The sequence below is a fragment of the Kosakonia sp. ML.JS2a genome (genome assembly GCF_025642095.1).
Classification (GTDB): Bacteria; Pseudomonadota; Gammaproteobacteria; order Enterobacterales; family Enterobacteriaceae.
Window position 1 is genome coordinate 4282151 of record NZ_CP106754.1, and the last position, 25715, is coordinate 4307865.

The following is a 25715-nucleotide window of genomic DNA, read 5'->3' on the forward strand; positions in this document are numbered from 1 at the left end:
TTTTTAGTCCTCCCAGCACGTTAACTCCGCCTGCATTTGACCGCAACAGATCAGTGGACTTTTAGGACTCGTACCCGGTAGACGCCCTCCTCGTCACGCTTCGCGCCATGAATATCGGTTTCAAAGCCGGGATAGTGGCGGCCAATCGCACACAGCATCAGTAAAAAATCGAGCACCGGGCGGCTTGCTTCTGTGATCATCTCGCCGGGCATCACCAGCGGGACACCTGGCGGATAGGGCAGGATCATATTGGCGGAGATGCGACCACTCAGTTTTTCCAGCTCGATGGTTTCCACTTCGCCCTGGATCTGCCGCTGCCAGGCCTCATGTGGCGTCATTTTCATTTCTGGCAGCACGTCGAATGCCTGCAACATCAATCGAGGGAGATCGTGCTGACGAATAAGCCGATGGATCCCCTGCGCCAGATCCTGAATCCGCATCGTACGGTAAAAATCCGGATCTTCAGCATAGAGATCCGGCAGCATATTTTTCACTCGCAAGTTCAGATCGTAGGCGCGCTTAAACTCCATCAAGCCGCGTAACAACCCCATGGCACGGGTTTTATCAATACCAATACTGAACAGAAACAGCAGGTTATACGGACCTGTTTTTTCGACCACCACACCGCGCTCATCGAGAAATTTGGCCACCAGCGCCGCCGGGATCCCCTCGTCACCCATGTTTCCCAGCTCATCCATTCCCGGCGTTAAGATAGTGACCTTCACCGGATCGAGGAACATATGATCGGCGTCCGCCTCCCGAAAACCGTGCCAGCTCTCGCCCGGCGCAACTGGCCAGCAGTCGGCTTCATCAATCTCTTCGGGTTGCCAGATATCGAAGAACCAGCCATCCGCTTCCTCTTTCAGGCGCTGTACTTCTTTGCGGAAATGCAGCGCACGCTCCACCGAACGGTTAATCAGCCGCTTGCCAGGGTTACCGCGCAGCATCGCAGCGGCCGTCTCAATCGAGGCCACCAGCGGATAGCTCGGTGAGGTCGTGGTATGCATCATAAAAGCTTCGTTGAACGTCTCTTCGTCATAGTCGCCTTTAATGTGGATCAGCGATGCCTGCGAAAAAGCCGCCAGCATTTTGTGCGTCGACTGGGTTTCAAAGAAGACTTTGCCCGGCATCCGTTCACCACTCATGCCGCTTTTACCGGCGTAGATTGGGTGAAAATTGGTATACGGTACCCAGGCAGAATCGAAGTGGATCGACGGGACATCCAGCGTCTGTTTGATCCAGTTGGTGTTATACAGCAGCCCGTCATACGTGGAGTTGGTGATCACCGCATGCACCGGCCAGTGGGCTCCGCGGGTATTCGCCACCTTTAGCTCAATACTGGCATGGGTGAACTCACGGCGCGGGATCCCACCGAGGATCCCCAGTGCGTTGCGACCCGGTTTTAGCCAGATCGGCACAACGTCGCTCATCATCAGTAAATGGGCCAGCGATTTATGGCAGTTACGATCGATAAGCAAGGTGCTACCGGCAGGTGCAGCATACATCCCCACAATTTTGTTCGACGTCGAGGTACCGTTGGTCACCATGTAGCTCTGCTCAGCGCCGAAAGTGCGGGCAATATACTCTTCCGCTTCGAGATGCGGCCCGGTGTGATCCAACAACGATCCCAGCTCCGTCACCGAGATCGACACGTCCGCCTTTAACGTGTTGCCACCAAAAAAGTCGTAAAACAGGCATCCCACCGGGCTTTTCTGGTACGCAGTACCCGCCATATGCCCCGGCGTACAGAAGGTGTATTTTCCCTCTTTAACATAGGTGAACAGCGCGCGGGTAAACGGCGGCGTAATGTTTTCCAGGTACTCTTGCGTGTACTGGCCGATGCGCGTCGCAATATCGTCGGCGACGCTTAGCGCGTACTCAAAAAACCACAACGCCATACGCATATCCTGAGCGCTGACATCCATGGTCGAGTGCGTATTAATAAAAGCGTAGAGCGGCAAGAACTCATTAAGCTGATTGATTTCACTGCACAAATCGAGGGAATACTCATCCCAGTCAAAGATCACCCCGCAGATGCGCGGATTGTGCTCGATAAACTTCAGTAAGTCGTTGCTATTTTGTGGCCTGATAATCTGAAACCCTTGCGCCTGTAACGCCTGCTCCAGCTCCTTGATGGGTTCATCTTTGTAGAACGCGCCATGCGGTCCCATGATGGCAATAATATTCACGGCTACCTCCTTAAAAACATTCGCTAATCATAGCTGAGGTAAATCGCAAATATAAAAAAAGCCGCACACAAGGTGCAGCTCGTTGTTTCTGCCGGATGGCGCTTCGCGTATCCGGCTTGCAGCAATATCAGGCGTAGCCGTAGCTCATCAGACGCTGGTAACGGCGGTTACGCAGATCGTCTTTGCTCAGCACATCCAGATCGGCCAGGTCCGCCAGCAGCTGCGCTTTCAGCGACGCTGCCATTGTTTCCGGGTTGCGGTGCGCGCCGCCCAGCGGTTCCGGAATAATGGAGTCGATCAGCTTCAGCTCTTTCAGGCGCGTGGCGATAATGCCCATTGCATCTGCGGCCAGCGGGGCTTTGTCTGCGCTTTTCCACAGGATAGACGCACACCCTTCCGGCGAGATAACGGAATAGGTGCTGTACTGCAGCATATTCACTTTATCGCCGACGCCAATCGCCAGCGCGCCGCCGGAACCGCCTTCACCAATCACGGTGCAGATAACCGGCACGTTCAGGCGAGACATCTCACGCAGGTTGCGGGCAATCGCTTCAGACTGACCACGCTCTTCAGCACCAACGCCAGGGTACGCGCCCGGGGTGTCGATAAAGGTGATGATCGGCATGTTAAAGCGTTCTGCCATTTCCATCAGGCGCAGCGCTTTACGATAACCTTCCGGCGCCGGCATACCGAAGTTGCGGCGAATTTTTTCTTTGGTTTCGCGACCTTTCTGGTGGCCGATAATCATGACCGGACGACCATCCAGACGCGCGATACCGCCAACAATGGCTTTATCATCCGCATAGGCACGGTCGCCTGCCAGTTCGTCGAACTCATCGAAAGCCAGACGGACATAATCCAGGGTGTATGGACGCAGCGGATGGCGAGCCAACTGGGCAACCTGCCATGCACCAAGATCGGCGAAAATTTTGCGCGTCAACTCTACGCTTTTTTCGCGCAGACGATGCACTTCTTCGTCGATGTTAATATCCAGTTTTTCATCCTGACGGCCAACAGCGGTCAGAGAATCGATTTTCGCTTCCAGCTCAGCAATCGGCTGTTCGAAATCAAGGAAATTCAGACTCATAGTATTCCTGTATTAGTCAAACTCCAGTTCCACCTGCTCCGAACCTATGAGGCCACGCAAATCGTTAAGTAAACGATCGCTCGGAGAGACGCGCCACGTTGCGCCGAAGCGTAATCGCGCACGCGCATCCGTCCTCTGATAGTAGAGATGTACTGGAATGGTTCCCGAACGGTGCGGTTCCAGAGACTGACGGAGTCGGTTTAAAAGCTGGTCATCAATTTGCCTGTCCGTCAGCGAGATAGCAAGCCCACGGGCATATTTTTCCCGGGCTTCGTCAATGTCCATCACTTCGCGGGCGGTCATTTTAAGCCCGCCGCTGAAGTCATCAAAGCTGACCTGTCCGCTGACGATAAGTATGCGGTCTTTTTCCAGCAATTGCTGGTATTTATCCAGTGCGTCGGTGAACAACATCACCTCCAGACGCCCGGAACGGTCATCCAGCGTACAGATGCCGATACGATTGCCGCGCTTGGTGACCATAACCCGCGCAGCAATGACGAGCCCCGCCGCCGTGGTCACTTTTCCACGTTCAGTCGGATGCATGTCTTTCAGCCGATAGCCTCCGACATAGCGCTCAATTTCTTTCAAATACTGGTTGATCGGGTGCCCGGTCAGGTACAAACCTAACGTTTCCCGTTCGCCATCCAGTTGGACTTGTTCCGGCCATGGCTGGCAACTGGCGTACGACTGCTCAACTTGTTCCGGCTCTTCCGCCAGCACACCGAACATATCCGCCTGACCGATCGCTTCCGCTTTGGCATGCTGATCGGCCGCCTTCAACGCATCACCCAGCGAGTTCATCAGCGCTGCGCGATGCGGGCCAAGGCGATCAAACGCCCCGGACATAATCAGTTTTTCCAGCACCCGGCGATTAAGCTTTTTAATGTCCGTGCGAGCACACAGATCAAACAACTCACGGAAGTAGCCGCCGTTATTACGCGCTTCAATGATCGCTTCGATTGGGCCTTCACCCACACCTTTAATGGCGCCGATGCCGTACACAATTTCGCCGTCATGATTAACGTGGAAATGGTAGAGACCTGAGTTGATATCTGGCGGCAGGATTTTCAGCCCCATGCGCCAGCACTCATCCACCAGACCGACCACTTTTTCGGTGTTATCCATATCCGCCGTCATTACCGCCGCCATAAACTCTGCCGGGTAATGGGCTTTTAACCACAGCGTCTGGTATGACACCAAAGCATAGGCGGCAGAGTGCGATTTGTTAAATCCGTAACCGGCGAATTTCTCCACCAGGTCAAAGATTTTCATCGCCAGTTCGCCGTCAACGCCGTTTTTCTTCGCCCCTTCTTCGAACGTACCGCGCTGCTTCGCCATCTCTTCCGGCTTTTTCTTACCCATCGCACGACGCAGCATATCTGCGCCGCCAAGGGTATAACCAGACAAAACCTGGGCAATCTGCATAACCTGTTCCTGATACAGGATAATGCCGTAGGTCGGCTCCAGTACCGGTTTCAGGCTTTCATGCTGCCACTGCACATCCGGGTAGGAGATCTCCTCACGCCCGTGTTTACGGTCGATAAAGTTATCCACCATGCCCGACTGCAACGGCCCCGGACGGAACAGGGCCACCAGTGCGATCATATCTTCGAAGCAGTCCGGCTGCAGACGCTTAATCAAATCTTTCATGCCGCGGGATTCAAGCTGGAATACCGCTGTGGTTTCCGAGCGTTGCAGCATGTCGAAACTTTTCTTGTCATCCAGCGGGATGGCGGCAATATCCAGTGGCGGCTGCCCCTGTTTTTCGCGGCGGGCGTTGATCATCTCCAGCGCCCAGTTGATGATGGTCAGCGTGCGCAACCCGAGGAAGTCAAACTTCACCAGCCCTGCGTATTCCACATCGTTTTTATCAAACTGGGTAACCGGGTGCTGACCGGCTTCGTCGCAGTACAGCGGCGCAAAATCGGTGATTTTGGTCGGCGCGATCACCACGCCACCGGCATGTTTACCGGCGTTTCGCGTCACCCCTTCCAGTTTGCGCGCCATATCAATCAGCGCCTTAACTTCTTCGTCTGCTTCGTAGATCTCTGGCAGTTGCGGCTCTGCTTCAAATGCCTTCGCCAGCGTCATGCCCGGATCGGGCGGCACCAGCTTGGAAATCCTGTCGACAAAGCCGTACGGATGCCCCAGCACACGGCCCACATCGCGGATAACCGCTTTTGCCGCCATGGTACCAAAGGTGATGATCTGCGATACCGCGTCGCGCCCGTACATATCCGCCACGTGTTCAATCACCTGGTCGCGTTTCTCCATACAGAAGTCAACGTCAAAGTCGGGCATCGAAACACGTTCCGGGTTCAGGAAACGTTCGAACAGCAGGTCAAATTCCAGCGGATCGAGGTCGGTAATTTTTAGCGCATACGCCACCAGCGAACCCGCACCGGATCCTCGCCCCGGTCCTACCGGTACGCCGTTATCTTTCGACCACTGGATAAACTCCATCACGATCAGGAAGTAGCCGGGGAACCCCATCTGGTTGATCACCTGGAGTTCAATGTCCAGACGCTCATCATATTCCGGGCGGCGTTTAAGGCGCTCTTCTGCATCCGGGAAGAGGAATTCAAGACGCTCTTCCAGCCCCTCTTTCGACTTAGTGACCAGGAAGTCTTCGGTGGTCATTTCACCGGTCGGGAATTGCGGCAGAAAATACTCGCCCAAACGCACGGTAACATTACAGCGTTTGGCGATTTCTACCGAGTTCTCCAGCGCTTCCGGGATGTCGGAAAACAACTCGCACATCTCCTCTTCGCTGCGCATATATTGCTGAGCAGAGTAGTTGCGCGGGCGTTTGGGATCGTCGAGGGTAAAACCGTCATGGATAGCCACGCGGATTTCATGCGCGTCGAAATCCCCTGCCTCAAGAAAACGCACATCGTTGGTGGCAACAACCGGCAAACCCTGTTCTTCCGCCAGTTGCACCGCGGCATGTAGCCAGGTTTCTTCGTCTGCGCGCCCGGTGCGGATCAATTCCAGGTAGTAACGATCGGGGAAATGCTCAATATAGAAAGCCAGGCACTGCTCAACCAGCGCGCTGTTGCCACGCAGCATACATTTCCCGACGTCGCCCATACGACCGCCGGAAAGCAGGATCAGACCTTCATTAAGCTCAAGCAACCAGTCGCGATCGATCCACGGCCCTTGCGCACCGTAGCCGCGCTGGTAGGCACGTGAAATCAGCAGCGTCAGATTCTGATAGCCAACATTATTGGCAGCAAGGACCGTCAGTTGCGTCAGCTCGTCGCCAAGCAGATCGCACTGCACATGAAAGTCAGCGCCCACGATGGGCTTTATGCCTGCACCGTGCCCCGTTCCGTAGAACTTCACCAGACCACACAGGTTGGTAAAATCGGTGATCGCCAGCGCAGGCATGCCCAACGAGGCCGCCTTTTTTACCAGCGGCCCGGTTTTCGCCAGCCCATCGATCATGGAATAGTCGCTGTGCACCCGCAGGTGTACGAAACGTGGTTCAGCCATTTTCAGATTCCTTTAACGTCACCAGAATCAGGACACAAGGCCCAACGCGCGTTTAACCGGCGCAAAGCTGCGTCGGTGATGCTCGGTTGCGCCATGCTCCGCCAGCTTCTCCAGATGGAAAGCAGTGGGATACCCTTTATGCTGCGCAAAACCATATTGAGGAAATATCAGATCGAGCGCGGCCATTTCGGCATCACGCGTGACTTTCGCGAGGATTGATGCCGCGCTAATCTCCGCCACCCGGCTGTCTCCTTTTACCACCGCCAGCGATGGCATCGGCAGTTGCGGGCAACGATTGCCGTCAATCAGTACGAATTCCGGGCGGATCGCCAACCCGGCAACGGCACGCTGCATGGCCAGCATGGTGGCATGCAGAATATTGAGCTCGTCAATTTCATGCGGCTCCGCGCGACCCAGACTCCAGGCCAGCGCCTTTTCTTTTATCTCATGGTAGAGCGTCACACGGCGTTTTTCGGATAATTTTTTCGAATCGTTAAGGCCGAAAATAGGGCGTTCAGGATCGAGGATCACCGCCGCCGTCACCACCGCGCCCACTAAAGGGCCGCGCCCGACTTCATCCACACCGGCAACCAGATGCGTGTGTGGATAAACAAACTCCATCATTTTGCTAGCTCCAGCACGGCATCAGCCGCCTGCTCATCGGCATTACAGCGAATCTGCTGGTGCAGTTCGCGGAAAATTTCATGCATTTCGTTACTGGTTTTGCCGTTAGCCAGCAACGGTTCCAGCGCCTCAGCCAATGCTTGCGGCTGGCACTCATCCTGCAACAGCTCTTTTACCAGCTCACGCCCGGCAAGCAGGTTGGGCAGCGAGACATACGGCGTCTTGACCAGCCGTTTCGCCAGCCAGAACGTAAACGGCTTCATGCGATAGCCAACGACCATCGGGCACTTCGCCAGCATGCACTCCAGCGCCGCCGTGCCGGAGGCTAATAATGCGGCATCGGCGGCGATCATTGCCTCACGCGCCATACCGTCGAGCAGATGCACAGGTAACTCCGGTGCGACGTCCTCTTTGATGCGTTCAAACTGCTCGCGACGTTTGGCGTTAACCAGCGGTACAACCACTTCAAGATCGGGATAACGCTCACGGAGCAGCTGCGCTGTACGCAGAAAGTCGGCGCTCAGCATCTCAACTTCTGCACCACGGCTACCAGGTAACAGCGCCAGGCAGTGCACGTCATGGGCAATGCCTAAGTGCTCCCGTGCGGCGTTCTTATCCGGATCCAGAAGCATGGCATCTGCCATGGTATGACCGATAAACCGACACGGTACGTTGAATTTGTCGTAAAACGCTTTTTCGAAAGGCAGAAACGCGAGCACCAGATCGGTGGCTCTGCCAATTTTGAAAACACGTTTTTGCCGCCATGCCCAGACAGACGGGCTGACGTAATGAATCGTTTTGATACCCTGCTTTTTCAGATTGCCTTCGAGGGTAATGTTGAAATCCGGTGCGTCGATACCGACAAACACATCCGGTTTCAGTGCGCTAAAGCGTCGGGTCAGATCGGCGCGGATGTGCAGTAACCGGCGCAAGCGCCCCAGCACCTCAACGATTCCCATGACCGCCAGCTCTTCCATCTCATACCAGGCTTCACACCCTTCCGCCTGCATACGCGGCCCCGCTACGCCGACAAAGCGGGCATTGGGTACACGGGCTTTCAGTGCGCGAATAAGACCAGCACCAAGAATATCGCCGGAGGTTTCTCCGGCGACCAGGGCTATCGTAAGAGGACGATTGTCGACCATTAACGAATCAGACCGCGCGTTGAACGTTCGAAGAACTGCAGGAACGCATCAACTTCCGGATGCTTCGCCGCAAGCTCAGCAATCTCCGGTTTCGCCTCTTCCAGCGTTTTACCGCTGCGGTACAGCAATTTATACGCGTTACGGATAGCCACTAACGCTTCTTTGCTAAAGCCGCGACGTTTCAGGCCTTCAATGTTCACGCCAAACGGCGTGGCATGGTTGCCCTGAGCGATCACATATGGCGGAACGTCCTGTGCGACGCCGGAACAGCCGCCGACCATCACATGCGCACCGATGATGCAGAACTGATGCACTGCGGTCATGCCGCCGATAATCGCAAAGTCGTCAACGGAGACGTGCCCCGCCAGCGTGGCGTTATTCGCGAGGATGCAGCGACTACCCACGGTACAGTCATGCGCAACGTGCGCATTAACCATCAGCAGGTTATCGCTCCCCACCTTCGTCAACCCACCGCCCTGTACTGTGCCGCGGTGAATGGTGACGCTTTCGCGAATGCGGTTGCGATCGCCAATTTCCACGCGAGTCGGTTCACCAGCATATTTCAGATCCTGGTTAACTTCGCCGATGGAGGCGAACTGATAGATCTCATTGTCGCGACCAATTTTAGTATGGCCATTCACGACAACGTGAGACTTCAGTACGGTACCCTCACCAATTTCAACGTGGGGTCCCACAATACAGAATGGGCCGATATGAGCGTTAGCGCCGATAATGGCACCTTCTTCAATAACGGCTGTTGGATGAATAAAGGCGGTTTTATCAATCACGTATCAGGCCTCCCGGCTACGTGCACACATCATAGTCGCTTCACAAACAACTTTACCGTCTACCAGCGCAACACCTTTAAAACGGGTCAGGCCGCGGCGGGTTTTTTCGAAAGTGACTTCCATGATCATCTGATCGCCAGGCACAACCGGGCGCTTAAAGCGCGCTTCGTCGATGCCAGCGAAGTAATACAGCTCACCCGGCTCCAGTTTTCCAACGCTTTTGAACGCCAGAATACCGGTTGCCTGCGCCATTGCTTCGAGGATCAGCACGCCCGGGAAAATCGGTTTGCCAGGGAAATGCCCCTGGAAAAACGGTTCGTTGACCGAAACATTTTTTACTGCGCGCAGAAAACGACCTTCTTCAAAATCCAGCACACGGTCTACCAGCAAGAACGGGTAGCGGTGCGGCAGAAGTTCCAGAATCTCTTCAATGTGCAGAGTATGAGTGTCAGTAGTCAAAATACTCTTCCTGTCCAAATATACTAAAAGGCAATAATAACACGGCCCGCGGCAATCTTGAGAATGCCCACAGGCCGGGATTTAAACGCGTTAAATGGCGAATGATTATTCTTGTTGATTAACCTTGCGCTCGACTGCTTTCAGGCGCTTGCTCATATCATCAATGTTCATCACCAGGGCTGCGGTTTTACGCCACACTTTGTTAGGCTGCAGCGGGATACCCGAAGAGTAAACGCCAGGCTCAGTGATAGGACGCATGACCATCCCCATCCCCGTTACAGTAACCTTGTCGCAAATTTCCATATGCCCGTTGATTACGCTGGCACCGCCAATCATGCAATAACGGCCAATTTTCAGGCTGCCCGCCATAATGACGCCACCCGCAACCGCGGTATTGTCGCCAATCACGACGTTATGTGCAATCTGGCACTGGTTATCAATGATGACGCCATTGCCAATGCAGGTATCGTCCAGCGCGCCACGATCGATCGTGGTACAGGCGCCAATCTCAACGTTATTACCAATAATCACGCGGCCAAGTTGTGGAATTTTAACCCAATTACCGCGATCGTTGGCGTAACCAAAACCATCAGAACCAATCACCGTCCCGGATTGAACAAGGCAATTTTCGCCGATCTCAATCTCGTGGTAAATGGTGACATTGGCCCACAGGCGCGAGCCTGAGCCAATTTTCGTATTTTTCCCGACAAAACAGCCAGCGCCGATAACCACGTTATCACCCAGCGTCACGCCGGATTCGATCACCGCATTCGGGCCAATTGAGACGTTATTACCCAGCCTGGCCGTTGCATCAATCACCGCACCTGGGGCAATGTCTTGTGCCGGTTGCGGCGTGGTATCCAGAATTTGGGCCATACGCGCATAAGTCAGGTACGGATTTTTGACGACCAGCGCTGCGCTCCTGGCAAAAGGAAGATCGTCCTGCGTCATAACAACGGCGGACGCCTGGCATGCAGCCAGATGCTCACGGTATTTTGGATTTACCATGAAAGTGATGTGACCTGCTTGAGCAGATTGCATGGACGCAACGCCGGTGATGACGATATCGCCATCACCGTGTAGTTCTGCATCCAACTGCTGAGCTAAATCAGCCAGTCGAATTGAAGGCATTACTTATTTAACCTGTTTCAGTACATCAGCGGTGATGTCTTTGACATCGTTGCTGTTGTAAATAACGGCGTTGGAAGGAACAACCAGATCGATACCCTGGTCCGCAGCAACTTTTTTCACTGCAGTCTGGATACGGGTAACCAGTTTACCGCGTTCTTCGTTAGAACGACGAGCCTGATCCTGTTCGAAAGCCTGTGCTTTCTGAGCAAATGCCTGGCCACCGGTAGTCAGTTCTTTTTCCAGCTTAGCGCGATCGGCTGGTTTCATCGTAGAACCATCACGCTGCAGACGCTGTTTTTTGGCTTGCAGGTCGGATTCCATGCTCTGCAGTTCGCTTGCGCGACCGCCGAATTCGTTTTTCATGGTCTGAGAAACGCCGGAAGTCTGCGCGACCTGCTGTAACAGGTTACCCATATCAACAATCGCAATCTTGTCTGCTGCCTGAGCGGACGCTGCCATTGCCAAACCGAAACCTGCAGCTAATAACAACTTTTTCACAATTAACTCCTTACCATCCCGTTTGTACCCGGAGGTACAGCTCTTTGCGTGGCCGGGCCTTCTATCCAGGGCCTCAGCCATCACTACACTGCTGATACATTCCCTTGCAGCGATACGTTACCAGGTTTTACCAATGTTAAACTGGAACTGTTCCGCTTTGTCTCCATCGTACTTTTTAAACGGCTGGGCGTAGGAGAAGACCAACGGCCCCAATGGGGACATCCATTGTAAAGCAATACCTGCAGACATACGGATATTGCTCGGATCACTATAATCCGGAACGCCCAGTGCTTTCATCTCTGCGGTATTCTGCCAGTTTGTATCCCAAACCGTACCCGCATCCCAGAAGAAGGAAGTACGGACAGAGTTCGCATACTTATCGCTGATAAACGGCGTAGGCGTAATCAGCTCGACGCTGGCGACGCCCATTGCGTTACCACCAACCGCATCGCTAGACTTACACAGCTTGCTGGTATCTGTAGTATCGCAGTTATCCAGGCCACTGCCACCGTAATACACCGCTTTCGGACCAATGTTATTGGACTGGAAGCCACGAACAGTGCTCGAACCACCGGCATAGAAGTTCTCATAGAATGGCATTTCCTTGCCACCCAAGCCGTCACCATATCCCCAGCGAGTACGCCCCAGAACGACCCAATTGTGATCGTCATCAATAGGGAAGTAGGAAGCCGTATCGACAGTGACTTTGTAGAACTCGTTATCAGACCCCGGAATGGTCACTTTGCCGTTCAGGTTAATACGCGACCCTTTCGTCGGGAAATAACCACGGTCGAGGTTGTTATAGGTCCACCCATAGTTAAAGGTGAAGTCGTCCGCCGAGTAGCCGTTATTGTCATCCGTCCTGCTGGCGTTCTGCCCGACGGAATCAAGATAACGCCACATCGCCACCTGCGGTTCCATTTTGGACAGGGAGTTATGAACGTAACCTAAACCTGTACGCAGGGTGTTGTACTCGTTGATCGGGAACCCAAGGGTGCCATCCAGACCATAGCTCTTGTTGGTATACGAAGAGAGGTCCGCATTGTCAGCTTTAAAGTCGTTATAGAAGATACGACCGCCGAGGCTGACGCCATCAACTGTAAAGTACGGGTTAGTGACCGAGAACTCGGAGTACGTCTGGTAATCGTTTTTGGTACCGCTGATGCCGACGGAGTAGCCCGTTCCCAGCCAGTTATCTTGCTGTACGCCGACCTGGAAGCTGACACCACTCTCAGTACCGTAACCGACGCCAAAGTTGAAGCTACCGGTGTTGCGCTCTTTAACCTTGTAGACAACGTCAACCTGATCCGGACTGCCGGGAACACGTTGCGTTTCGGTGTCTACCGTTTCGAAGTAGCCCAGACGGTTGAGGCGCTCTTTGCCCTGATCAACCAAATCGCTGCCCAGCCATGCCCCTTCCATCTGGCGCATTTCGCGACGCAGTACGGCATCTTTGGAGGTGTCATTACCTTCAAAGCGGATTTTACGCACGTAGAAGCGGTTGCCGGCATCGACATTGATGCGCAGCTTAACCGTTTTGTCGGTATCGTTGATTTCCGGCTGCGTCTGAACGCGCGGATAGGCGTAACCATAGCGGCCAAGCAGTTTTTTAATGCTGTCTTCCATTTTGGTCACTTTGGCACCGCTATACAGCTCGCCCGGCTCGACCTTCGTCAGACCTTCAATCTCTGCAGAGTGACCAGCCAGATTACCGCTAACCTGCACGCCAGAAAGCTTGTATTGATCGCCTTCGGTGACGTTAACGGTAATGTAGATCCCTTTTTTGTCCGGCGTCAGGCTGACCTGCGTCGAATCAATGTTGAAGCGGGCATAGCCGCGATCCAGATAGTAGCTGCGCAGTGTTTCTAAGTCGCCAGCCAGTTTCTGTTTCTGATATTTGCGATCACCGACGACGTTCCACCACGGAACCTCATCACGCAACTGGAAATTGGAGATCAACTGTTCGGTGCTGAATGCGTGGTTACCTACAATGTTGATCTGCTGGATCTGCGCAGACACGCCTTCCTGGAAGACCAGCTTCAGGTCAACACGGTTGCGCGGCAGCGGCGTCACAACAGCTTTAACGCTGGCGCTGTATTTACCTACGCTGTAGTAGAAATCTTCCAACCCTTTTTCAATATCGGACAGGGTCGTGCGGTCCAGTGACTCGCCCACACGTACGCCAGAAGCCTCAAGGTTCTGTTTCAGCATGTCATCTTTCACCGACTTGTTGCCGGAGAAGGTGATGCTGGCGATTGTCGGGCGTTCTTTCACCTGGACAAGAAGCGTATCACCATCGCGCAGGACACGAACATCCTCAAAGTTGCCAGTGGCAAACAGTGCGCGAATGGTGTTACTGATATCTTCATCATTCACCGTATCACCAGGGCGTACTGGCATACTGAGGAGGGCCGCACCAACGGCGACACGCTGCAGGCCTTCGAAATGAATGTCCTTCACTACGAACCCGTCAGCACCGTATACGGTGGCGCTGCTAAACAGCAGCGACGCTATGAGCAACTTTTTCATCGCCATCGTTATTATGCGTTCTTCCTAACAAACTCTCTTACAAGCGAGAGAAATCATTGAAAAGTGCAAGCCCCATTAACAGCACCAGCAAGATAGAGCCAATGCGATAACTAAAGTCTTGAACTCGCTCGGATACCGGTCCGCCCTTCAGCTTCTCGATCGCTAAAAACAGCAGATGCCCGCCATCAAGAACGGGTAATGGGAACAGGTTAATGATACCCAGGTTCACGCTTATCAAAGCGAGGAACATCAGGTAGTAAATCAACCCGAACTCCGCTGACATCCCAGCCCCTTGAGCTATCGAAATCGGCCCACTGAGGTTGTTCAGTTTTACATCACCGGTGATCAATTTCCCCAACATACTGACCGTCAGCTTCATCAACTGCCACGTTTTATCCGTAGCTTCGGCGATGGCGCTAAATGGCCCGTACTGGCGTACTGTCTTGTATTCATCTGGCAGCGGAATAACTTTGGGCACAACGCCCGCAAAACCCTCTGCCTTGTTACCCGGCTTTGTATCCGGTATTAACGTTAAAGACAAGGGACTCCCCTGTCTTTCTACTTCCAGGGCTAACGATGTGCCAGGGTTATCACGAACCAGCGCCACAAACGTCATCCATTGCGTTAACTGCTGACCATCGACTTTAACGATCCTGTCGCCAGCTTGCAAACCTGCTTTGCTGGCCGCAGAGTTAGCCTGAACCTCTGCAAGCACCGGTTCGAGCTGCGCTGAACGCGGCTGAATCCCCAGTGAGGCAACCGGATCTTCCTTATCAGGTTCAAAGGCCCAATGACGTAAATCCAGCACCTTGTCCTGACGATTGTTACTGCCGAAAGGCGCTACGCTGATCGTCGTCTGGCTATCGCCGATTTTAGACACCAACTGTAAGCGCACAGCATCCCAATCAGGCGTTTCGATACCATCAATCGCTTTTAGTTCCGTGCCGGGTGCAATTTGCGCAGCGGCCGCAATAGAGTTGGGCGTTATTTCGCCAACAACCGGGCGAACGCCAGGAACTCCGATGATAAAGACCAACCAGTAGGCGAAGATAGCAAAGAGGAAATTGGCGATGGGGCCGGCAGTGATAACGGCGGCACGCTGACCGACCGTTTTATTGTTAAATGCATAATGACGCATCTCCGGCGCAACCGGCTCGACACGCTCATCCAACATTTTGACATAGCCGCCCAGCGGAATAAGGGCGATGACAAATTCTGTGCCGTGCTTATCCGTACGGCGCCAGAGCGCTTTACCAAAACCAATGGAAAAGCGCTCAACCCGCACTCCACAGCGGCGAGCAACCCAGAAATGGCCAAATTCATGCACGGTGATCAACACACCAAGTGCAACGATGAACGCCGCCAGATTCCAGAGAATGCTCAGCATAAAACCTTCCGTTAAATCGTCCTGAAAACCAGCAGTAACAGGCAGGCAAATACAGGTACTGCCGCTGTCAGGCTGTCAATGCGATCCAGTATACCGCCATGACCCGGAATAAGATGACCACTATCTTTTATTCCGGCTTCACGCTTGAACATACTTTCCGTTAAATCGCCCAACACTGACGCCAGTGTCGCGACCACTGAACAAATTAAAAGTGTTGAAGGCGCAACATTCAGATCCGCCCAGGCGCTATATCCCCATGAAATAACGCCTGCGGTCAGCAGCCCGCCCAGAAAACCTTGCCAGGTTTTGCCAGGCGAAACTTTCGGCGCCAGCTTATGTTTGCCAAACAGTTTGCCAAACATATACGCGCCTGAATCCGCGCCCCACACCAGGATCATGACATACAGCAGCCACAGCGCACCGCCATAGTGGTTCTGATCGTAGTGCCAGACACGGAGCGCCAGCATACCCCAGAAAAAAGGAATAATCGTCAGTATGCCAAAGATCAGACGCAGAACTTTCGACTTACGCCACAGCGCAGCGGATGCTGGATAACCCAACACCAGCACCAGCGCAATCAGCCACCAGACCAGCGAAGCCCACAATGAGACCGCGACCATTGGCTGGTGAACATTGTGATGATATTCCGGCAGCATAATCAGCATAAACGCCAACAGAAGCCCGCATAATACCGCCAGCCAGATCCGCTGAGTACGTGATGTGAAGCCGCTTAATTGCCCCCATTCCCACGCTGCGAGCATACAAACGGCGAGCGTAACGATAGCAAACCCCACCGGAGGCAACAAAAAAAGTGCTGCGATAACAATTGGTATTAATACAAAAGCAGAAATCAGGCGATACTTCAGCAAAAGCAACCCCCATCAGGCTTTGTCGCCACCAGGCTCGGTGCCGCCGAAACGACGCTCTCGATTGGCAAAGGCATGTAGCGCACCTTCAAAGTCTTGTTCATCAAAATCGGGCCAAAGAACATCAGTAAAGTAAAGTTCGGCATAGGCAATTTGCCAAAGTAAAAAATTACTTATGCGATGTTCCCCACCAGTCCTAATCACTAAATCAACGGGAGCCAGTTCATGCATGCAGATTTGCTTATTCAGCGTTTCTTCATCAATTTGATCCGGGCGTAATAGCCCTTCCTGCACTTGCACAGCTAACTGACGGACTCCCTGAACAATATCCCAGCGACCACCATAGTTCGCCGCGACATTCAGCGTCAGCCCGGTGTTCTGGGCGGTTAACGCTTCCGCTTTACGGATTCGATCCTGCAAACGCGTATTAAAACGACTGGTATCGCCAATGATGCGTAAACGCACATTATGACGATGCAGGCTTTTCACTTCGCTATCCAGCGCCCACACAAACAGCTCCATCAGCGCGCTGACTTCCTGCGCCGGGCGGTTCCAGTTCTCGCTACTAAAAGCATAAAGCGTCAGCGCATCAATACCATTATTGGCGGCATAAGATACCGCACGGCGAACAGACTTTGCTCCAGCCCGATGACCAAAGGCCCGGAGCTTCCCTTGTCTTTTCGCCCAGCGACCATTGCCATCCATAATTATCGCTACATGGCGGCAGCCATGCGTTGGCAAACTTTCGCTTATCGGTTGGTTAGCAGACAACATAACGCGTTTTAGTCCCTGAAAAGGATTGAGCGGTACTCAGGAATACACAAGCCTTTACGCAAAAAAGCCGTGTAAACCACGGCTAACCCAACAGCCCATATTACAAACTGGCTATTGGGTGGCGCAGACTATATCACCGAAGCCGAACGCTAACAAATAGCACCGTAACTCATGGCTGTAATATCACCAGCTTGCGAAGCGCGTCACTTCTCTTTGCGCGACATCACGAGCCTGGGCGTCAACAGACAATACATCATCGATACTTTGCGGTTCACGTAAATCCATCTGCTCCAGCACAGACAGATTCAGGGCAGCGATATCCGTGAAACGAATCGCGGACGCCAGGAATGCCGAAACAGTGACCTCGTTTGCTGCATTTAACGCGGTTGTCGCTGCCTGTCCGTCGCGTGAAGCATCAATGGCCAGCTTCAGGCAGGGATAACGATCATAATCAGGCGCAGCGAAACTTAACGAATTCAGTTTGCAGAAATCGAGGGCATTAACACCCGAAGGCACACGATCAGGCCAGGCCATTGTATGTGCAATAGGCGTACGCATATCCGGCTCACCCAGTTGCGCTAAAACACTGCCATCCTGGTAACGCACCATGGAATGGATCACCGATTGCGGATGGATCAGCACTTCCATTTGGCGGGCAGAGGCATTAAACAACCAGCGTGCTTCAATGTATTCCAGACCTTTATTCATCATAGTGGCTGAATCAACGGAAATCTTACGCCCCATTGACCAGTTAGGATGGCGACATGCCTGATCCGGCGTCATCGCCGCCAGATCCGCTAATGGCGTCTCCCGAAATGGACCACCAGACCCGGTAAGCAGAATAGACGAAACGCCATTCTGCTCCAGATCAGCGTACCCCAGGTTTTGCTGAATTGTTTCCGGTAAACTCTGAAAAATAGCGTTATGCTCGCTATCCACCGGCAAAAGCCGCGCGCCGCTCTCTTTCACCGCCTCCATAAACAAGCGGCCACAGGTCACCAGCGACTCTTTATTCGCCAGCAAGACCGTCTTGCCTGCGCGAATCGCAGCAAGCGTTGGCACCAAACCGGCGGCGCCGACAATGGCGGCCATGACCTGATCAACATCACCCAGCGCGGCCATTTCGCAAGCCGCCTGCTGACCACTCAGCACCTCAGTACGGCAACCCGTTTCTTGCAAAGCGATTTTTAACTGCTGCGCGCTCTGCTCATCGTCCATGACAGCGAAACGTGGGGTGAATTCCAGACACTGTTCAACCATACGGGCAACATTTTTGCCTGCCACCAGCGCAGTAACGGAAAAACGATCGGGATTGTGGCGAACCACATCAAGCGTGCTGCAACCAATAGAACCCGTTGAGCCCAGAAGAGTTAAATGCTTCATGAAACGCTCACAACGTTGCGAGAATAAAAAGCAAAACGCCGCCAGCAAAGCCACGGTAATGGCTCTCTGTACGGCGTTTTAGTCGGTTTTTATAGAATCAGAACTGCATCAGTTCCGCTTCTTTATCCGCCAGCGCCGCATCCACTTTCTTGATGGCAGCATCGGTCAGTTTCTGCACGTCATCCTGTGAACGGCGATCGTCGTCTTCGCTGATTTCTTTGTCTTTCAGCAGAGCTTTCACTTTATCGTTCGCATCACGGCGGACGTTACGTACAGCAACGCGTGCTTGTTCAGCTTCGCCGCGAACAACTTTGATAAGATCTTTACGACGTTCTTCGGTCAGCGCCGGCAGCGGAACGCGTATATCGCTCCCTGCGGAGTTCGGGTTCAGACCCAAATCAGATGTCATGATGGCTTTTTCAACGGCCGGGCTCATTGAGCGGTCGAATACGTTGATTTTCAGCGTACGGGAATCTTCCACTGTTACGCTTGCCAACTGGCGCAACGGCGTCGGCGTACCGTAATATTCCACAACGATGCCATCCAGCAGGCTCGGGGAAGCGCGACCAGTGCGCACTTTGCTGATTTGAGTTTTGAACGATTCTACGCATTTTTCCATGCGCACTTCAGCATCTTTTCTGATATCGCTAATCACGTTACGGATCCTTGAAATCTTGTCGCAGGCAGACCATACGCAGGCACGCCTGGTTGCGGGTGTGCTAAGTATAGCGCTGTTCAACATTCTGGCATCGTGAGATGCCAGAAAGAACGGCTCAATAAATTAAAGCGGAATCTTACCTTTATTTATTGCTTACGGGAATTATTCCGTAATCAATGTGCCTTCTTTTTCGCCCATGACCACGCGACGCAGCGCGCCGGGTTTGTTCATATTGAACACGCGAATCGGCAGTTTATGATCGCGGGCCAGCGTAAAGGCCGCCAGATCCATCACTTTCAGTTCTTTATCCAACACTTCGGTGTAGCTCAGTTGCTCACACAGCGTTGCAGTCGGATCGGTCACCGGATCGGCAGTAAACACGCCGTCTACTTTGGTTGCTTTCAGCACGACATCGGCTTCGATTTCGATACCGCGCAGGCAAGCAGCGGAATCGGTCGTGAAGAACGGGTTACCGGTACCGGCACTGAAAATAACGACACGGTTATTGCGCAGCAGGCTGATAGCCTCCGCCCAGCTGTAGTTGTCGCACACGCCATTCAGCGGAAACGCGGACATCAGACGCGCGTTCACATAGGCACGATGCAGCGCATCACGCATCGCCAGGCCGTTCATCACCGTTGCCAGCATACCCATGTGATCGCCCACAACGCGGTTCATACCCGCTTTTGCCAGCCCCGCGCCGCGGAACAGGTTACCGCCACCAATCACCACGCCAACCTGAACTCCCAGTTCAACCAGCTCTTTAATTTCCTGCGCCATACGGTCAAGAATGCTTGCGTCAATACCGAAGCCTTCGGATCCCTGGAGCGCTTCGCCGCTCAGCTTAAGCAGAATGCGTTTGTAGACGGGTTTTGCATTGGTAGCCATGTTTCTTTCCTGAGACTGTCAACAATTGGACGGATTTAATACTGGCGCTATGATACGTCGCCTGTCAGCGCAAACACTAGCGTGTTGGCTGATTTTCAGATGAAGGGCATAAAAAGAAGCCGCCCTAAGGCGGCTCCTTTTTAGTGATTAAGACTGCTTGGACATTGCAGCAACTTCTGCTGCGAAGTCAGTCTCAACTTTCTCGATGCCTTCGCCCACTTCGAAGCGGATGAAGCCTGTTACGTCAGCGTTGTGCTCTTTCAGCAGTTGACCAACAGTTTTGCTCGGATCCATAACGAAAGGCTGGCCAGTCAGAGAAACTTCGCCGGTGAATTTCTTCATACGGCCTTCAACCATTTTCTCTGCGATTTCTTTCGGTTTGCCAGACTGCATGGCGATGTCCAGCTGAACCTGGTACTCTTTTTCTACCACTTCAGCAGACACGTCTTCCGGTTTAACGAATTCCGGTTTGCTTGCAGCAACGTGCATAGCCAGCTGTTTAACCAGCTCCTGATCCGCGCCTTTAGCCGCAATCAGAACACCGATACGCGCACCGTGCTGGTAAGAACCCAGAACTTCGCCTTCCAGGGAAGCAACGCGACGGATGTTGATGTTCTCACCGATTTTAGCAACCAGGGCAACACGCTCTTCTTCGAACTGTGCTTTCAGAACTTCAACGTCGGTGATTTTGCCAGCAACAGCGGCATCCAGCACTTTGTTTGCAAATGCCTGGAAACCACCATCTTTCGCCACGAAGTCAGTCTGGCAGTTTACTTCCAGAATGATGCCGTAGGTACCGTCGATCTTAGTGATGATCACGCCGTCAGCAGCAACGTTGCCTGCTTTTTTCGCTGCTTTGATAGCACCGGATTTACGCATGTTTTCGATTGCCAGCTCGATGTCGCCGTTCGCTTCAGTCAGTGCTTTTTTGCAATCCATCATGCCTGCGCCAGTACGTTCACGCAGCTCTTTTACCAGGGATGCGGTAATTTCAGCCATTCTTTAATCCTCGGGAGAGATATGACCTGCCTGGTTCAGGGAACCAAACAGGCTTAAAAGTGAAAAAGGGGGCCATAAACAGGCCCCCTAACCAAACTCGGTACTACCTGCTCAATAAGGGGCTCAGAGAGCGTGCCTTATTACTCAGCTTCTACGAAGCTTTCTTCCGCCTGAGTAGCCAGATCCGAAGAACGGCCTTCACGAACGGTAGCAGCAACGGCATTCAGGTACAGGCTAACAGCACGGATTGCGTCATCGTTACCCGGGATAACGAAGTCAACGCCGTCCGGATCGGAGTTGGTATCAACGATAGCAAATACCGGGATACCCAGGTTGTTTGCTTCTTTGATTGCGATGTGCTCGTGGTCAGCGTCGATAACGAACAGAGCGTCCGGCAGACCGCCCATGTCTTTGATACCGCCCAGGCTGTTTTCCAGCTTGTCCAGTTCACGAGTGCGCATCAGCGCTTCTTTCTTGGTCAGCTTGTCGAAGGTACCGTCCTGAGACTGAGTTTCCAGGTCTTTCAGACGTTTGATGGACTGACGAACGGTTTTCCAGTTAGTCAGCATACCGCCCAACCAGCGATGGTTCACGAAGAACTGGTCGCAGTTCAGAGCAGCTTCTTTCACCGCTTCGCTTGCAGCGCGTTTAGTACCAACGATCAGGATTTTGCCTTTGCGAGAAGCAATTTTGTTCAGCTCAGCCAGGGCTTCGTTGAACATCGGTACAGTTTTCTCAAGGTTGATGATGTGAACTTTGTTACGCGCACCGAAGATGAACGGCTTCATTTTCGGGTTCCAGTAACGGGTCTGGTGACCAAAGTGAACACCAGCCTTGAGCATATCGCGCATGGAAACAGTTGCCATGTTTAAAACCTCTATATAAAAGTTGGGGTTATGCCTCCACGTATCCCATATTACCGACCCCGAAGGGCACCCCGGAATATGTGCCGATACGTGTGTGTTATTACACAAAGTGAGATTTGTGGCTCCCATCCCAAAACAGGAACGGAAGTCCGGCGCGCTTTATATCACAAAACACTGCCGGACACCAATAGTTGTTGACGCGGTGTGCTGTTAATGATTCTCAATTTGGCACAAAGCTTGCCCGACTGTTACCATGAACAACACTTATCCTGGTATAGTCGAAAAATTCGACACTGATGGACGCACTCCATGGCTATCTCAATTAAAACTCCTGAAGAAATCGAAAAAATGCGCGTTGCCGGTCGTCTGGCCGCCGAAGTGCTGGAAATGATCGAACCGTACGTTAAACCGGGCGTCAGCACCGGCGAGCTGGACCGCATCTGCAATGACTACATCGTCAATGAGCAACACGCGATCTCCGCTTGCCTCGGTTACCACGGCTTCCCGAAATCCGTCTGTATCTCTATTAATGAAGTGGTATGTCACGGTATCCCGGATGACGAAAAACTGCTGAAAGATGGCGACGTGGTCAACATCGACGTGACCGTTATCAAAGACGACTATCACGGCGACACCTCCAAAATGTTTATCGTCGGCAAACCGACCATCCTTGGCGAACGCCTGTGCCACGTCACCCAGGAGAGCCTCTATCTGGCGCTGCGCATGGTGAAACCGGGCATTCGTCTGCGTACCCTTGGCGCAGCTATCCAGAAATTTGTAGAAGCGCAGGGCTTCTCCGTGGTGCGCGAATACTGCGGGCACGGCATTGGTCGCGGCTTCCACGAAGAGCCGCAGGTTCTGCACTATGATGCAGATGACGGCGGCGTTGTGTTGCAGGCCGGTATGACCTTCACCGTAGAGCCGATGGTCAACGCCGGTGATTACCGCATTCGCACTATGAAAGATGGCTGGACGGTGAAAACCAAAGATCGCAGCCTGTCGGCGCAATACGAGCACACGATCGTGGTGACGGAAACGGGTTGCGAGATCCTGACCCTGCGCAAAGATGACTCAATCGACGCGGTACTGACGGCCGCCTAATCTCCGCCGTTACGCCCCTGTCTACGGCCCGCTCTGCGGGTCGTTTTTTTTGCCCTGCCACCTGTTCGTCATACGTATAAACGACTTTTCATTTCTGACTATCTCTTTTACTTTGTTTTGTTAGTGATCCTCACTCCACACGGGTGGCTAATAATGAGCAATACCTTGTCAGAACAATTCGTCAACACCGTCAAACCCACCCTTCCCGGCCAGCCTGAATACCCTGGCGTCTGGCCCCAGGACGCGCTGCAATGTGCGGGGATCAAAGCCCATATCGACGCCTTCCAGCAGTGGCTGGGGCATGTATTTGATGCCGGTATTTCCGCCGAACAACTGATTGAAGCACGTACCGAATTTATCGATCAGCTGCTGCAACGCCTGTGGCTGGAGTACGGTTTTGGCGATATCAGCGACGTCGCGCTGGTGGCGGTTGGCGGCTATGGCCGCGGTGAGCTGCACCCCTTGTCGGATATCGACCTGCTGATCCTCAGTCGCCACAAACTGCCCGATGAGCAGGCGCAAAAGATTGGCGAGTTGCTGACCCTCCTCTGGGACGTAAAACTGGAAGTGGGTCACAGCGTGCGCACGCTGGATGAATGCCTGCAGGAGGGGCTGTCGGATTTAACCGTCGCCACTAACCTCATTGAATCACGCCTGCTAATTGGCGACGTGGCGCTGTTTCTTGAGCTGCAAAAGCATATTTTCAGCGACGATTTCTGGCCTTCGGAAACGTTTTTCCCGGCGAAAGTGGCCGAGCAAAATGAGCGTCATCAGCGCTACCACGGCACCAGCTACAACCTTGAGCCGGACATTAAAAGCAGCCCCGGCGGCCTGCGCGATATTCACACCCTGCAATGGGTGGCGCGTCGCCACTTTGGCGCAACATCGCTGGATGAAATGGTCGGCTTCGGCTTCCTCACCGAAGCGGAGCGTAATGAACTGAATGAGTGTCTGCATCTGCTGTGGCGCATCCGTTTCGCCCTGCATCTGGAACTGAACCGCTACGATAATCGCCTGCTCTTTGATCGCCAGTTAAGCGTCGCCCAGCGCCTGAACTATATTGGCGAAGGCAACCAGCCGGTTGAGCACATGATGAAAGATTTCTTCCGGGTCACACGCCGTGTCACAGAACTGAATCAGATGCTGCTCCAGCTCTTCGATGAAGCGATACTGGCGCTCACGGCTGATGAAAAACCGCGCCCGATCGATGATGAGTTCCAGCTACGCGGCACGCTGATTGACCTGCGCGATGAGACGTTATTTATTCGCGAGCCGCAGGCGATTTTGCGGATGTTCTATATCATGGTGCGCAACAGCACGATTACTGGCATCTACTCCACGACCCTGCGTCACCTGCGACACGCCCGTCGCCATCTGACACAGCCGTTATGCTACATCGCTGAAGCGCGCTCCATTTTCCTCAGTATGCTGCGTCATCCGGGCGCCGTCAGCCGCGGCCTGCTACCGATGCACCGCCACAGCGTATTGTGGGCCTATATGCCGCAGTGGTCACATATCGTCGGTCAGATGCAATTTGACCTGTTCCATGCCTACACGGTCGATGAGCACACCATTCGCGTGTTACTGAAGCTGGAAAGTTTCGCCAAAGAAGAGACGCGTAATAAGCATCCCTTATGCGTAGAGTTGTGGCCGCGTTTGACGCATCCGGAACTGATTTTGATTGCCGCGCTGTTCCACGACATCGCGAAAGGGCGCGGCGGTGACCACTCCGTACTGGGGGCGCAGGATGTGCTGAAATTTGCCGAGTTGCACGGGCTGAACTCCCGCGAAACGCAACTCGTTGCCTGGCTGGTCCGTCATCACTTGCTGATGTCGGTGACCGCCCAGCGCCGTGATATTCAGGATCCGGAAGTCATCAAGCAGTTCGCCGAAGAGGTGCAAACGGAGAACCGGTTACGCTTCCTCGTCTGCCTGACGGTTGCGGATATTTGCGCCACTAACGAAACCCTGTGGAACAGCTGGAAGCAGAGCCTGTTGCGCGAACTCTATTTCGCCACCGAAAAACAGCTGCGCCGTGGCATGCAAAACACGCCGGATATGCGTGAACGGGTGCGTCATCATCAATTACAAGCGCTGGCGTTGCTGCGCATGGACAATATTGATGAAGAGCAGTTGCATCAGATTTGGGCGCGTTGCCGCGCCAACTATTTCGTGCGTCACAGCCCAAACCAGCTGGCGTGGCATGCCCGCCACCTGCTCGGGCATGATTTAAGCAAACCGCTGATCCTGCTCAGTCCTCAGGCAACCCGCGGCGGCACGGAGATCTTTATCTGGAGTCCCGACAGACCTTACCTTTTTGCCGCCGTGTGCGCCGAACTCGACAGACGTAATCTCAGCGTCCATGACGCGCAGATCTTCACGACGCGCGACGGCATGGCGATGGATACCTTTATTGTGCTGGAACCGGATGGCAGTCCACTCTCCGCCGATCGCCACGATGCCATCTGCTTTGGTTTAGAGCAGGCTATTACGCAACACACCTGGCAACCGCCGCAGCCACGACGTCAACCGGCCAAATTGCGTCACTTTACCGTCGACACGGAAGTGAATTTCCTGCCGACCCATACCGACAGAAAATCCTTCCTTGAGTTGATTGCGCTCGATCAACCCGGCTTGCTCGCACGCGTTGGCCAGGTGTTTGCCGACCTTGGAATTTCGTTGCACGGGGCGAGAATTACAACAATTGGTGAACGAGTAGAAGATTTATTTATAATCGCAACCGCCGACCGGCGTGGCCTTAATAATGCGCTGCAAAAGGAGGTGCAACAACGGTTGACAGAGGCCCTCAATCCAAACGATAAAGGGTGATGAATTTTTTACACAGATG

General features: G+C 53.4%; 20 protein-coding genes. 2 read left to right on the plus strand and 18 right to left on the minus strand.

What is annotated here, in order from left to right:
* Positions 1-50: 50 nt before the first annotated feature.
* The 18 genes from N7922_RS20280 to rpsB all read right to left on the minus strand — a co-directional run bounded on the left by N7922_RS20280 (position 51) and on the right by rpsB (position 21766).
* On the minus strand, positions 51-2189 hold the full coding sequence (locus N7922_RS20280; RefSeq protein ID WP_263097989.1) for a lysine decarboxylase LdcC: 2139 nt from the start codon (positions 2187-2189) through the stop codon (positions 51-53).
* Positions 2190-2316: 127 nt separating this feature from the next.
* The gene (gene accA, locus N7922_RS20285) at positions 2317-3276 is read right to left on the minus strand and encodes an acetyl-CoA carboxylase carboxyl transferase subunit alpha (protein ID WP_263097990.1); all 960 of its coding nucleotides are present in this window, start codon (positions 3274-3276) and stop codon (positions 2317-2319) included.
* Positions 3277-3288: 12 nt separating this feature from the next.
* Positions 3289-6771 carry a DNA polymerase III subunit alpha gene (dnaE, locus tag N7922_RS20290; RefSeq protein WP_263097991.1) on the minus strand — a complete coding sequence of 1161 codons (3483 nt, stop codon included), beginning with the start codon at positions 6769-6771 and terminating at the stop codon, positions 3289-3291.
* A gap of 27 nt (positions 6772-6798) precedes the next feature.
* Positions 6799-7395 (minus strand): ribonuclease HII, encoded by a 597-nt coding sequence (gene rnhB, locus N7922_RS20295; protein WP_263097992.1) that lies wholly within the window; start codon positions 7393-7395, stop codon positions 6799-6801.
* Positions 7392-8540, minus strand: a complete 1149-nt coding sequence (lpxB, locus tag N7922_RS20300; RefSeq protein ID WP_263097993.1) for a lipid-A-disaccharide synthase — start codon at positions 8538-8540, stop codon at positions 7392-7394. Before lpxB ends, rnhB begins: the two co-directional genes overlap by 4 nt.
* Positions 8540-9328 carry an acyl-ACP--UDP-N-acetylglucosamine O-acyltransferase gene (lpxA, locus tag N7922_RS20305; RefSeq protein WP_263097994.1) on the minus strand — a complete coding sequence of 263 codons (789 nt, stop codon included), beginning with the start codon at positions 9326-9328 and terminating at the stop codon, positions 8540-8542. Before lpxA ends, lpxB begins: the two co-directional genes overlap by 1 nt.
* Positions 9329-9331: 3 nt before the next feature.
* A complete protein-coding gene (gene fabZ, locus N7922_RS20310; RefSeq protein ID WP_007373234.1) occupies positions 9332-9787 on the minus strand; it encodes a 3-hydroxyacyl-ACP dehydratase FabZ in 456 nt (151 codons plus the stop codon).
* A 105-nt stretch (positions 9788-9892) separates the two neighbouring features.
* Complete coding sequence (lpxD, locus tag N7922_RS20315) at positions 9893-10918, minus strand: UDP-3-O-(3-hydroxymyristoyl)glucosamine N-acyltransferase (RefSeq protein WP_263097995.1); 1026 nt, start codon at positions 10916-10918, stop codon at positions 9893-9895.
* 3 nt (positions 10919-10921) lie between these two features.
* Positions 10922-11416, minus strand: a complete 495-nt coding sequence (gene skp, locus N7922_RS20320; protein WP_263097996.1) for a molecular chaperone Skp — start codon at positions 11414-11416, stop codon at positions 10922-10924.
* A 117-nt stretch (positions 11417-11533) separates the two neighbouring features.
* Positions 11534-13951, minus strand: coding sequence for an outer membrane protein assembly factor BamA (bamA, locus tag N7922_RS20325; RefSeq protein ID WP_263097997.1), 2418 nt, complete (start codon positions 13949-13951; stop codon positions 11534-11536).
* A gap of 31 nt (positions 13952-13982) precedes the next feature.
* Positions 13983-15332 carry a sigma E protease regulator RseP gene (rseP, locus tag N7922_RS20330; protein WP_263097998.1) on the minus strand — a complete coding sequence of 450 codons (1350 nt, stop codon included), beginning with the start codon at positions 15330-15332 and terminating at the stop codon, positions 13983-13985.
* 11 nt (positions 15333-15343) lie between these two features.
* The gene (gene cdsA, locus N7922_RS20335) at positions 15344-16201 is read right to left on the minus strand and encodes a phosphatidate cytidylyltransferase (protein ID WP_263097999.1); all 858 of its coding nucleotides are present in this window, start codon (positions 16199-16201) and stop codon (positions 15344-15346) included.
* A 12-nt stretch (positions 16202-16213) separates the two neighbouring features.
* Complete coding sequence (gene ispU, locus N7922_RS20340) at positions 16214-16972, minus strand: (2E,6E)-farnesyl-diphosphate-specific ditrans,polycis-undecaprenyl-diphosphate synthase (RefSeq protein WP_061497567.1); 759 nt, start codon at positions 16970-16972, stop codon at positions 16214-16216.
* Positions 16973-17155: 183 nt separating this feature from the next.
* On the minus strand, positions 17156-18355 hold the full coding sequence (gene ispC / locus N7922_RS20345; protein WP_263098000.1) for a 1-deoxy-D-xylulose-5-phosphate reductoisomerase: 1200 nt from the start codon (positions 18353-18355) through the stop codon (positions 17156-17158).
* 97 nt (positions 18356-18452) lie between these two features.
* On the minus strand, positions 18453-19010 hold the full coding sequence (frr, locus tag N7922_RS20350) for a ribosome recycling factor (RefSeq protein ID WP_263098001.1): 558 nt from the start codon (positions 19008-19010) through the stop codon (positions 18453-18455).
* Positions 19011-19175: 165 nt separating this feature from the next.
* Entirely contained in the window at positions 19176-19901 is a 726-nt protein-coding gene (pyrH, locus tag N7922_RS20355; protein ID WP_061497572.1) for a UMP kinase, read from the minus strand.
* 147 nt (positions 19902-20048) lie between these two features.
* Complete coding sequence (tsf, locus tag N7922_RS20360; RefSeq protein WP_061497573.1) at positions 20049-20900, minus strand: translation elongation factor Ts; 852 nt, start codon at positions 20898-20900, stop codon at positions 20049-20051.
* A 140-nt stretch (positions 20901-21040) separates the two neighbouring features.
* Positions 21041-21766 (minus strand): 30S ribosomal protein S2, encoded by a 726-nt coding sequence (rpsB, locus tag N7922_RS20365; RefSeq protein WP_061497575.1) that lies wholly within the window; start codon positions 21764-21766, stop codon positions 21041-21043.
* Positions 21767-22075: 309 nt separating this feature from the next.
* Between rpsB and map the strand changes: the two genes are divergently transcribed.
* Both map and glnD read left to right on the plus strand, forming a co-directional pair.
* Complete coding sequence (map, locus tag N7922_RS20370; protein ID WP_263098002.1) at positions 22076-22867, plus strand: type I methionyl aminopeptidase; 792 nt, start codon at positions 22076-22078, stop codon at positions 22865-22867.
* Between the two features lie 153 nt (positions 22868-23020).
* Positions 23021-25696 (plus strand): bifunctional uridylyltransferase/uridylyl-removing protein GlnD, encoded by a 2676-nt coding sequence (gene glnD / locus N7922_RS20375; RefSeq protein ID WP_263098003.1) that lies wholly within the window; start codon positions 23021-23023, stop codon positions 25694-25696.
* Positions 25697-25715 lie beyond the last annotated feature (19 nt).